Below are 11700 nucleotides of genomic sequence, written 5' to 3'. Positions count from 1 at the left end.
CCTTAACTTAATGACAGAGAGAAAGAGGAAATAGCCTTAAGTTGACGCCATTAAGAGTTCACTGCCATTAAGTTAAAGAATATGGCTGATTGATTGCCTACGTTGCGCGACTTGTTCGCACAATCCAGAAATCTGGCTTCGTAGCTGGCTCCCGCGAATAAGTCGCGGAACCCGGGCAGTAAAAAATTGGCTTAACCAATCGTGATAGGTTAAGCGTATTGTCATTCCTTCGAAAGAGGGAATTCATTATAAATCTGGGCTCTGTACCTTTATAAAATGGATCCCACCCTTTAACTTAACGGCATCGAAGGTATAGGCTGTTCGCTTAATCTGTGCCAACCTCATATATCTTTTACAAACGGAGAATTCCATTGATGAAACCTAATAGTGAATGGGAATTGGCTCAATGGCTTTCTGATCTTGAAACCCGTAATGTTCAAGAAATTCAACTAGGGCTTGATCGCATTCTTGAAGTGGCGCAAAAACTACAACTTGATGTCGCATCTTGTCCAGTAATTACTGTTGCAGGAACCAATGGTAAAGGCTCAACTGTTGCTGCGTTAGAGCAGATTTATCACAGCGCTGGTTATAAAGTAGGTGCCTATACTTCTCCTCATTTATTGCATTTTAATGAGCGTATCCGTGTAGGATTACAGCCAATTACCGATCATGAATTATGTCAGATTTTTTACCGTATCGATCGAGTACGGGGAACAATTGTTTTAACCTATTTTGAAATGACTACTCTTACCGCATTATGGTATTTCAAACGGAGTGAGCTCGATGTGATTATTCTCGAAGTAGGTCTGGGAGGGCGGCTCGATGCAACCAATATACTCGATGCTGATGTGGCGATTATTACGACCATCGATTTTGATCACCAAGATTTCCTTGGCATTACTTTGGAAGCTATAGGCTATGAAAAAGCCGGAATTTTACGTCAAGGAAAACCCTTTATCTATGCCGATGAGGAGCCCCCAACAACAGTTATTAAAGTCGCTTCTGATTATTTTTCTCAGGCTAATTATTTAGGTTTAGATTATATAATTAAAGAAAATGTAGACGATTGGAATCTTCATTATGGAGCAAGGCATTTAAATCATTTACCAAAACCTGCGATTCATCTTAAGTCAGCCGCAGCAGCAATAATTGCTTGTTTAATTCTAGAGTCGCGCTTGCCTGTCTTTTATGAACAGATACAAAAAGCTCTATCTAATGTATTTATTCCAGGTCGCTTGCAATTGGAAGAAGGTTTAGTAAGTGTTCTATATGATGTATCACATAACTCACAATCAGTGCAGCTACTGGCTGAAAAGCTCCAGACACTGAATACGCAAGGCAAAATACATGCAATTTTTTCTGCTCTAAAAGATAAAGATATACCCGCATTGATAATGCCGTTAAAAGATAAAATTGATTGCTGGTATCCTGCACAATTAGATGTTAAACGCGCCATTAGTGCAAATTTACTACTTTCTTACTTCAAGAATGCAGAAATATCTGTAGAAATTTGTTATAATAGCCCCGTTCATGCCTTTGAGATTGCATTAAATCAGGCTAAACCAGGTGACTTGATTGTTGTTTATGGGTCATTTTTTACTGTGGGTCACGTTATGGCCGCAAGGTCAAATAGGAGATTCGATGAAACTAGTAATGGATGAGAGATTAAAGCATCGCTTAGTAGGTATTTCAGTTATTTTATCCTTAGGCGCCATTTTTCTTCCAGCAATGATGAAAAAATCCAGTCAACGACTTGAAAGTAATTTCAGTGTTAAAGTACAACTGCCCCCCAAACCAAATGCACCTAATGTTGCGGTAACTAATGAGGAGCAGATGTTTAAAACCATCAAAGTGGCTAAAGTTGAACTCACTCCATCGATGCAAAGCAAAGCTAAAGCAGAAGATTTTGTTGCTAAAGCGCCTATAAAAAATAATACGCTTATTCCTGTTTCCAAGATAGAGTTAGCGCCTAAATCTATTAATAGGCCTATAGAATTTGCCATAAATGAGGCAACTAATAAGGCAGTTAAAAATGAAATTAAGGTTGCTTCAATAAGGCCAATTGATCCGATAAGGCCTGTAGTTCCAGTAAAACCGGTAAGACCAGTTAAAACAAAGGTTGTTGTGGCAAAACCTCCAGTAGTTATTAAGGCAGCTCAAGCGAGTGTTCTCTCTGCAAAAACTGCAGGCAAAAGAGATATTTACGCCGTACAGCTTGCATCTTTTGTAAAAATAAGTAATGCTGAGGCTTTAGTACATAAATTACAGCAAAAGGGATATAAAGCAAATTACATTCGTGTTGCTGGAAGAAAGAACGTTATTTATAAAGTTTATGTAGGGCATTCACCAATTAAGGAAGATGTTGTTAAATTAAGAACTCAATTGGCTAGTGTAATACAATTAAATGGATTTGTAGTTAATACTGGAGTTAGTTAGGCATGCAATTTCAAATTGTTGATTTAGTCATTATAGCGATTATAGGTCTTTCTTCTATTACAGGTTTATTCCGTGGTGCAGTTAAAGAAGTCATTGCCTTAGGTGTTTGGATCGTTGCCATATGGACAGGTTATAATCAGGCACAAAATTTGGCTCCTTGGTTGCAAAACTATATTCAAAACCAAACTGCCTGCACAGCAATCGCATTTTTGATTATTGTAGTAGGTGTTTTAATTGCAGGGGCGATTCTTAATTTTATACTTGGTTTATTATTAAAACGTACTGGCTTAAGTAGTATGGATAAAATGCTTGGTATGTGCTTTGGTTTTGTCCGTGGTGTGTTTATGGTTTCGTTGATCTTGGCTATTTTAAGTCAGACTTCGCTGCCTTATCAGTCATATCTTGCTGGCTCTACAATTGTTCCACAATTACAACCTGTAGTTACTTGGATTAGTGGTTACATCCCTACAGTATTAAATCAATTACAATCTGTTGATGGCAATGTTGGTGGTACTATAGGAAATATTATTAATACAATCCCTCGTCCTTAATGTACTGGTCAACTTCTTTAGGAAGTTGCCAGGCAAGATCTTGCTTATCGTGAATTGCTTTGCGAATTTTTGTTGATGAGATTTCATAATGGCCGGCATCGAATAAAAAAACGCTACCTGCTTTCTGGTTGAGAATGACTGTTTGATTCTGTGTTTGATATTTTTTTAAAAACTGATGCATGACTTCAGAGGTTTTTTCAGTGATAAATTCAAGACGACTCATAACCAAGATATTGGCTAAACAAATAAGCTTTTGCCACTTATGCCATTGCGGTAGGGAAAGAAAAGAGTCATAACCCATAATTAAGGTAATTGCAGCTTCGGGAAATTCTTTTCTAAAGCTCTCTAATGTCTCTATCATATATGAGGGCGTATGGCGCTCTATTTCACGTAAATCGATTTTAAAGCAGGGATAATCTTTTAATGCCAGTTCGAGCATGTGTACTCTTTGCTGATTTGTTGTATGAGCTAAAGGTTTCAGTGCCGGAATTTTGCAGGGTAGGAAGAGGTATGAATCAAATCGGAATTCTTTTTGAATCGCTAGGCTTGTTTGTAGGTGGCCATTGTGAATTGGATCAAAAGTACCACCGAAGATTGCTATAGTGTACATGCATCACCTATTAACGCCCCTATGCATAGAGATAGTGCCAGATTTTCTAATGAATTCCATATTTGAGTGTTAAAATAGCTCGATTTAATGCGCTCATCAATGATATTACAATATTGGTGAAGCTGTTTTAAAGTCACACTATTAAATCGAGAATAACTTTTCTGATAGAGGTTTATACGCATAGGCCATATTTTTAATTGGGTGCAGGCACTGTTTATGTCCATTTGATTTTGAACTAAATTAGTGAGTTGCAACAGCGTACGAATTTCTTGTGTTAACATCCATAATACCAAGATTGCTTCTGTTTTATTATTAGCGGCATGTCTTAGAATTTGGATGGCTTTATCTGCCTCTCCCAATAAACAGGCATCAACCAGCTCCAAAAGATTATGGTCACATTGATTAGATAAATGCTCGTGGGCTTGTTGCATGGTTATGGTACTGTTTACTGCATTAGTCAATGAGATTTTTTCAATAACTTGAGCACAAGCCAGCATATTGCCTTGGGTATATTGATGAATAAGATCTGGAACTTGTGGTGCAAAATTAATGGCTTTATTTTTTAACTGCACTGCGATCCATTTTTTCATATTCCCAGCCGTCAAAGGATAAGCTACAGAAATTAGAGCGTGCTCATGTGAAGTGAGCCAATGCAATTGTTTTGCAGGTAGGTTAGGCGCTCTGATAATAATAAAACAACGAGTATTCACTTCATTTAGATAGGCTGTGAGGACTTTCTTTCCGGCTGCATCAAATATTTTTTTATCATAAAAGATATTGAGCAATACGGTGTCTGAGAACAACGAGTAACTGTTAGCCTCTTCGAGGACAATATTCCAATCATCAGCAGAGTGAATAGAAATAATTTTTTCATCACAGTTATATTTTGCTTTAATTGCTGTTTTGATAAGACTTAAAGATTCGTCAAGAAGGTAACTGTCTTGGCCAGTTAATAGATACAGTGGATGAATTTTTTTCTGCATTTGCTGGGCAAGCATGTGTTGCTTTATTTGCATGGCGTTATCTTATTTGTGTTCATTGAGCCGATAGTTATTTTGTAACGAGTACATATATCGTCATTGCGTGAACGGTTGTTATCTTTTTACATCCATCCAGGTTCATTACGGTGACTGAGTTGGTTGATGATTTGTACTACAGCATCTTGCTTCATTTCACCGATCAGAATATTTTCTTCGTCTGTCGAGCCCAAGATCCGGTCATTATTAATTGTTAATTGGCGAGAAACACTTATGGTCTTGGGTGCCTTTATTATCTGCCCTTTGCGTGTTTGTAGCATGAACTCTACATACAATAGTAACGTATATTGGCGGGGATTGGTACTGGCACCAATACTGATAATTTGGCGATCAATAGTGAGCCGATTAATGACCAGCCAATAGTTGGCAAGGGCCTCATCTGAATTTACATGAATATTATATCCTTCCAGTTGAGTCGTTAGGATTGAGATCAATTGTTTGTCATTATTGTTGCTGATGATAGCAACGTTATTAAGCCAGGTTGGAATATCGATCATACCACGTAAATGAAAACCGCAAGCCGATAACAGCAGCATTAAAACGAGTGGTGTGAATAGTTTTTTCATTAGCCCACCACCAGGTTAATTAATTGTCGATGTTGAACTACAATCGCTTTTTTCACTGTGAGATTGCCAATAAAGTCATGAGCATGTTCTTTAGCAGCAGCAATTAATGCTTCTTCACTTGTATCAACACTGGCAGTGAATTGTGCTCTTAATTTGCCATTTACCTGAACTACATAATCTACTTCATCGGTTTTTAAAGCTGCTTTATCGACACGTGGCCAATTGGCATCAATAATTGCTTTTTCAAAACCTAACTGCTGCCATAGATGATGAGTGATATGCGGTGTGATCGGTGCCAGTACGCGTAATAATATACTCATGCTGGAGTGAATGAAGAATTTATCTTCTTCAGTTTCAATGGCATAGCTGGAAATTTCGTTAAATAATTTCATACAACCAGATACAACAGTATTAAATTGATTACGATCATAATCACTAGTTGCTTGTGCCAGAATTTGATGGACTATATGACGTGATTTTTTTAAGCGACTGTCTACTTGTTGCCAATTCACATGTCCATTACCACTGAGAATGATGTCATTAATTTCTGTAAGCATAGTTTTATGCTGATGTGCGAAAGCCCAAATACGTTTTAAGAAGCGATGAGCTCCTTCAACACCAGAATCAGACCATTCTAAAGATTGCTCAGGAGGGGATGCAAACATGACAAATAAACGAGCTGTATCTGCACCATAAGTATCAATCAAATGGTTAGGGTCGACAACATTGCCCACAGATTTAGACATTTTATGCCCGTCTTTGAGTACCATTCCTTGAGTTAGCAAGGCTTTAAATGGTTCATCAGAATTTAGTAAGCCTTCATCACGCATTAATTTATGGAAGAAGCGCGCATACAGTAGATGCATTACTGCATGTTCAATTCCACCAACGTATTGATCTACCGGGGTCCAATATTTGGCACGATCATCGAGCATCGCATTTTCTTGCCCTTTACAAGCAAAACGCGCATAGTACCAAGAGGATTCAACAAATGTATCAAACGTATCTGTTTCACGGGTAGCATCTTGGTTACATTTAGGACAAGATACGTTGACAAATTCTTTGCATTGCGCAAGAGGTGATCCAGCACCAGTAAAACTGACGTTTTCTGGTAAGACTACTGGTAAGTCTTCATCAGGAACAGGAATAACACCACACTGTTCGCAAATAATCATTGGAATTGGTGTACCCCAATATCGTTGTCTGGAAACCCCCCAGTCGCGTAATCGGTAATTAATAGTTGCTTTACCCGCATCGTTATCTTCAAGAAATTGAGTAATGGCAGCAATTGCTGTATTTGAATCAATACCATCAAATTGACCGGAATTGATTAATGTTCCCTCACCACTATAGGCTGATTTTTGAAAATCATGATGAACGCCTTGAGCGGATTTAATTACTTGCTTCATTGGCAATTTGTATTTTTGTGCGAATTCCCAATCACGTTGATCATGGGCTGGAACCGACATTACTGCGCCAGAACCATACTGCATGAGTACGAAGTTAGCGATCCAAATGGGCAATTCTTCACCAGTAATTGGGTGGGTTGCAGTAAATTCAGTTGCGATTCCACGTTTTTCCATAGTTGCTAATTCAGCTTCAGCCATTTTGACGCCTTGGCAGCTGGTAATAAATTCAGCCACTTCTTGATTATTTAAAGCAGCTTCTTTAGCAATAGGATGGTCACTCGCTACAGCAAGGTAGGTGGCTCCCATTAAGGTATCTGGACGGGTTGTGTATATTTTTAAGCGTTTAGGGTACTTGTTTACATTAAAATAAATTTCTGTCCCTGTAGAGCGACCAATCCAATTGCGTTGCATTTGTTTTACTTGTGCTGGCCATTCATCTAAAGTGTCTAGGGAGCTTAGTAATTCATCTGCATAAGCGGTAATCTTAATAAACCATTGTGAAATTTCTTTACGCTCTACTAAGGCTCCAGAGCGCCATCCACGGCCATCAATAACTTGTTCATTAGCTAAAACAGTTTGATCTACTGGATCCCAGTTAACGACGGCGTTTTTCTTATAAACTAAACCTTTTTCAAACAAGCGGATAAAGAACCATTGTTCCCAACGATAGTATTCAGGAGCGCAAGTTGAAATTTCGCGGCGCCAATCATAAGCATTACCTAAACGTAAAAATTGTTTCTTCATGGATTCAATGTTTTGCTTAGTCCATTGAGCAGGGTGAATGTCGTTTTTGATTGCTGCATTTTCTGCAGGTAAGCCAAATGCATCCCAGCCAATAGGTTGCAACACATTTTTACCTAAAGCGCGTTGGTAGCGTGCAATCACATCACCAATGGTATAATTACGGACATGCCCCATGTGTAATGTTCCACTGGGGTAAGGAAACATGGATAAACAGTAGAATTTTTCTTTATTTAAATCTTCTGAAACATTAAAAGATTGTTTTTTTAGCCAATACTGTTGAGCGTGTTCCTCAACTTCTCGTGGTATATAGATATTATCCATGGTCCAGTTTATTAAAAAAATGATGGTTAAGATCGCTAAGGATAACTCCTCTTGTGTTTGCCAGCAATAGATAAACTTAAATTCCGGATTTGAATTGAGCATAAAAAATGCTTGACATGAAGATATTTTGGCTTGAATCGAGATTAATTAAGGTAATTGAGTTACTGTTTTTATTGTTGACCAATTATGTTTTTTATGATAAATTTGTGTTTAATTTTTTCATTAAAAACCTAATGAAGCTAACACATAATGATTTAATAAACCTTGGAACTGGATTGGGATATCAAAATCTGGAAGAAGGTTTATGTGCCGGTTTAGGGGGTATGTGGCTGCAAGCGGTTTTTGCAGAGGATGAAGCAACGTTTTATCAACGGCTTGAGTTTATTAGCGGTTATAAAGAGCGATTTTCTGATCTTATTCAGGAAATAAAACAAGCTCAACGAAAACAAAATAAAGATCTAACCTCTACAGATGAACAACTAGTTGATATTCCTGCATTTTTTGATGGAATTAAACTCTATTTGCATCCTGATCAAGGCTATTTTTCCAATGAGTTTTTTGTCACTCCACACCATATTTCAACTATTTTTTCTGCAGCAAAGTCAGATGTCTTAAAAAAGAAAGAAATAGAATTGCTTTTTGATAAAAATTGTTGCTTTACCAAAGCGTTATTAACTCATTTTATTCAGGATTTAGAAAGTATTTTAAGCAAAACGCAAGATTCAATTCCTATTATCTTGAATTCAGTAAATCATCAGATTTGTTTAAAATATAATAAAGAACACTGGTGTTGGGATTATGTTGATACAAATGATTTTGAACGTTTTCCTGAGGATGATCAGTATGTTCGGGAATTAAATATTTATTCTTTAGTGGGCAGTATTTTTGCATCTTTTTTTACGCGCGACTATGCTGTTTTTAATATCCAAATTTTAACCACTAGCGTTAATGATTCGCTTAAAAATGAATTGCATCAGTTTGATTTAAAATATCCACTTGATGCAACTCAACTAAAATATGATAGCTTGAATACGAGTGTTTTTCATTTAGCCTGTCGACATGGTGATCTTGAGACAGTTAAAGAGTTCTTAAAACCTGAAATGCGCACGGATGTGAATCAAGCAACATATAGAGGAGGAGCGCCACTTCATATAGCTTGTCAAAACGGTCATGTTAAGGTAGTTCAAGAACTCTTAAAACCTGAAGTACATGCCAATGTGAATCAAGCAAATAATAATGGAGCAACGCCGCTTCATATAGCTTGTCAAGACGGTCATGTCGAAATAGTTCAAGAACTCTTAAAACCTGAAGTGCATGTTAATGTAAATCAAGCGATGAATGATGGAGCAACACCGCTTCATGTAGCTTGTCAAAACGGTCATGTCGAAATAGTTCAAGAACTCTTAAAACCTGAAGTACATGTCAATGTGAATCAAGCAATGAATAATGGAGTAACACCACTTCATATAGCTTGTCAAAATGGTCATGTTGGAGTAGTTCAGAAGCTCTTAAAACCTGAAGCACATGCCAATGTGAATCAAGCGACGGATGAGGGAGTAACACCGCTTCATGTAGCTTGTCAAAACGGTCATGTCGAAATAGTTCAAGAACTTTTAAACCCTAAAATGCATGTCGATGTGAATCAAGCAATGAATAATGGGGGAACGCCGCTTCATATAGCTTGTCAAAACGGTTATGTTGAGGTAGTTCAAGAACTCTTAAAACCTGAAGTACATGTCAATGTGAATCAAGCAATGAATAATGGATTAACGCCGCTTCTTATAGCTTGTCAATATGGTCATCTAAAAATTGTTGAAGAGATTTTAAGCCAAACGCAACTAAACCCCATTAATTTTGATACCGTCTTATTTGTTGGTAATGATACTCAAAAAGAAGAAATGAGGATAACTGCTCTGGATGTAGCGATTTCTACGAATAACAAAATTTTGATCAGTATGCTAATCGATTGGATTAGTGAACAAAACTACTCACTACCGATGATTATTTCCCCAGGAATGCTCAACACATTAATTCATTTGGATATAAACAATCAATACCTCCCAAAATTACAACACTTTATGGATGGAGAGCAACTCCAAAGACTATTTAGTATTAAATATGATTTGTCTTATTCTCATGGCTCGTTAACTCAGTTAGGTCTATTTAATCAAAACTCGAAAAAAGTTGATTTGATCCTTAATGAAATTCTTCGTCAGGCAAAAGAAGGTCAGTCTGAATACACGAATATTTGTATTGAGTTGGGTTGGCTCAATCAGGAGAATCACTTAAATTTGCATGCTCCAAAAATTATTCATGAGGCTTATTCTGTTGTGGATAACGAGATAAAGTGTTTAAAATTTTGAGTTTTTAAAATTTATTCTGAATGTGCTTACATCGCTTTATTATAAAGGCAAAAACAGTGAATAATGCACAAAAAATAAGTACAGGATATTCACTCCAAATAATCCAGAGTGTGCTGCCTTGAGCTGAATAAATAGTGCTTTGTAATACCCCTGCGCTAAAAGGAGGGAGTGTATCAATTATATCTCCATTAGCATTAATCACAGAAGATAAGCCATCGTTATTCACTACTACTTGATAACGTCCAGTAAGTAGTGAAAGTACTTGCGCCATTTGTAATTGTTGATAACTGGCAAGAGAATGCCCAAACCAACCATTATCGCTAATGGAAACAATCCATTGTGCTTTGGGCATTTGCTCTCTTAAGGTATTTGGATAAGCAAGTTCATAACAAATAAGACTCGCAATAGGGTGGCCTGCAATTTTAATTAGAGGCTGTTCTTTTTTTCCTGGGACAAGATTAGGCTCAGGTAAATTGAACCAACGATTAATCGTTTTTAATGGCATAGGAATGTATTCACCAAAGGGAACAAGTTGTCTTTTTAGTTTTTTTCCTTTGGCTTGTCCTAAGGTAATGACAGAATTGTAATAATTAACTTCGTTGTCGGTTGTTGGTTGTAATATGCCAAGCATGATCGCACTATTGGCTTTCATGGCTTTATTATTTAATCGATGCAGATATTTATCAATATAACTTGCTGGCAGCGGTATTGCTGACTCAGGCAAAATAATTAATTGCTTTCCAAGTAGCGTATTGATTGAATTTTCATAATACTTTAAGAGATTCCAAAACAAACGTTCATCCCATTTATCACGCATGGATAAATTGGCTTGTATGCCGCCAACAGTAATTGCTTCTTTTTGAATTTGTGTCCAGGAAATATTCTTACACAAAGAAGGACTAATGAGGATTAAAATAAAAATTCCTGAGTAAACATAACGCTTTTGTGCGCTCTCTTGCATGATTAGGGCGAGAAGTGCTGAGGCAAAAGCACAAAGAAAGCTCAAGCCATACACTCCTAATAAAGAAGTCAAATATTTAATGGGTGTATCAATAAGTGGAGTACCTATGAGTAACCAGGGAAAACCTGTAAAAAGGGTAGAACGCAGGTATTCACTAAGACACCATAATACGCCGAATAAAATCGCAGAATAAAGTTTATGTTTTTTAAACTCAAGAAATTTAAAGCAATAAGCAAATATCCCTGGGAATAAGGACAAATACATAATAAAAATAAGAGTAACCAAGGCAGAGAGCCCGTAGTTTAATTGACCGTAGTCGTGGATACTGACAATGACCCAAGAAATCCCAAAACCAAAATATCCCAACCCATAAAAAAAACCTAAGGCAATAGCCTGTTTGCGCGAACAATTTTTAAGTCTGGCAAAAAGAAAAGCCAAACTTAAAATAATTAATCCTGGCATGTGAAAAGGAGCAAAGCCAAATGGTGCCAATAATCCATTGAAAAACATGAAAAAATAATTCAGATAACTCACCTGAATCGTGGCATTAATAGGGATGGAATTGGCTAAGGCAGTTTGCTTCATATACTGTCAAAGATTATAAAATCATTAAGATAAATGAGTCCTGTACTAAGGTCAAGAAATGATGAGCTGAACTTTGCAATTCTCAATATTTTGTGTAGGATGATCGCGTCTTACAAA

Annotated in this window: 9 protein-coding genes; 4 read left to right on the top strand and 5 right to left on the bottom strand. The window is 37.0% G+C overall.

Annotated elements, in window-relative coordinates; translation table 11 throughout:
- Positions 1-371 precede the first annotated feature (371 nt).
- The 3 genes from folC to QM652_RS04310 are packed head-to-tail and all read left to right on the top strand — an operon-like array spanning position 372 to position 2987.
- Positions 372-1661, top strand: a complete 1290-nt coding sequence (folC, locus tag QM652_RS04320) for a bifunctional tetrahydrofolate synthase/dihydrofolate synthase (protein WP_415073203.1) — start codon at positions 372-374, stop codon at positions 1659-1661.
- Positions 1642-2436: an SPOR domain-containing protein gene (locus QM652_RS04315; RefSeq protein WP_415073201.1), complete on the top strand. Its 795-nt coding sequence runs from the start codon at positions 1642-1644 to the stop codon at positions 2434-2436. The genes folC and QM652_RS04315 overlap by 20 nt, the downstream gene beginning before the upstream one ends.
- A gap of 2 nt (positions 2437-2438) precedes the next feature.
- On the top strand, positions 2439-2987 hold the full coding sequence (locus QM652_RS04310) for a CvpA family protein (protein WP_415073199.1): 549 nt from the start codon (positions 2439-2441) through the stop codon (positions 2985-2987).
- Here QM652_RS04310 and nadD read toward each other — a convergent pair.
- From nadD to leuS, 4 genes are all read right to left on the bottom strand, one after another.
- A complete protein-coding gene (gene nadD / locus QM652_RS04305) occupies positions 2965-3597 on the bottom strand; it encodes a nicotinate-nucleotide adenylyltransferase (protein ID WP_415073197.1) in 633 nt (210 codons plus the stop codon). The two genes, QM652_RS04310 and nadD, sit on opposite strands and share 23 nt — an antisense overlap.
- Positions 3585-4613: a DNA polymerase III subunit delta gene (gene holA, locus QM652_RS04300; protein ID WP_415073195.1), complete on the bottom strand. Its 1029-nt coding sequence runs from the start codon at positions 4611-4613 to the stop codon at positions 3585-3587. The genes nadD and holA overlap by 13 nt, the downstream gene beginning before the upstream one ends.
- An 86-nt stretch (positions 4614-4699) precedes the next feature.
- A complete protein-coding gene (gene lptE, locus QM652_RS04295; protein ID WP_415073193.1) occupies positions 4700-5200 on the bottom strand; it encodes an LPS assembly lipoprotein LptE in 501 nt (166 codons plus the stop codon).
- A complete protein-coding gene (leuS, locus tag QM652_RS04290) occupies positions 5200-7674 on the bottom strand; it encodes a leucine--tRNA ligase (RefSeq protein WP_415073213.1) in 2475 nt (824 codons plus the stop codon). Before leuS ends, lptE begins: the two co-directional genes overlap by 1 nt.
- 275 nt (positions 7675-7949) lie before the next feature.
- Between leuS and QM652_RS04285 the strand changes: the two genes are divergently transcribed.
- Positions 7950-10037 carry an ankyrin repeat domain-containing protein gene (locus tag QM652_RS04285; RefSeq protein ID WP_415073191.1) on the top strand — a complete coding sequence of 696 codons (2088 nt, stop codon included), beginning with the start codon at positions 7950-7952 and terminating at the stop codon, positions 10035-10037.
- 4 nt (positions 10038-10041) lie between these two features.
- Here QM652_RS04285 and lnt read toward each other — a convergent pair whose 3' ends face one another.
- The gene (lnt, locus tag QM652_RS04280) at positions 10042-11583 is read right to left on the bottom strand and encodes an apolipoprotein N-acyltransferase (RefSeq protein WP_415073189.1); all 1542 of its coding nucleotides are present in this window, start codon (positions 11581-11583) and stop codon (positions 10042-10044) included.
- Between the last annotated feature and the right edge of the window lie 117 nt (positions 11584-11700).

The organism is Legionella sp., assembly GCF_047605385.1.
Taxonomy (GTDB): Bacteria; Pseudomonadota; Gammaproteobacteria; order Legionellales; family Legionellaceae; genus Legionella.
Note: the sequence above shows the minus strand (reverse complement) of the source record. Positions and strands in the feature narration are given on the sequence as shown.

Excerpts from the sequence above, each read along its gene's own strand:
- QM652_RS04315 (WP_415073201.1), top strand. The coding sequence starts at position 1,642 with ATGAAACTAGTAATGGATGAGAGATTAAAGCATCGCTTAGTAGGTATT.
- QM652_RS04310 (WP_415073199.1), top strand. The coding sequence starts at position 2,439 with ATGCAATTTCAAATTGTTGATTTAGTCATTATAGCGATTATAGGTCTT.
- nadD (WP_415073197.1), bottom strand. The coding sequence starts at position 3,597 with ATGTACACTATAGCAATCTTCGGTGGTACTTTTGATCCAATTCACAAT.
- holA (WP_415073195.1), bottom strand. The coding sequence starts at position 4,613 with ATGCAAATAAAGCAACACATGCTTGCCCAGCAAATGCAGAAAAAAATT.
- lptE (WP_415073193.1), bottom strand. The coding sequence starts at position 5,200 with ATGAAAAAACTATTCACACCACTCGTTTTAATGCTGCTGTTATCGGCT.
- leuS (WP_415073213.1), bottom strand. The coding sequence starts at position 7,674 with ATGGATAATATCTATATACCACGAGAAGTTGAGGAACACGCTCAACAG.
- lnt (WP_415073189.1), bottom strand. The coding sequence starts at position 11,583 with ATGAAGCAAACTGCCTTAGCCAATTCCATCCCTATTAATGCCACGATT.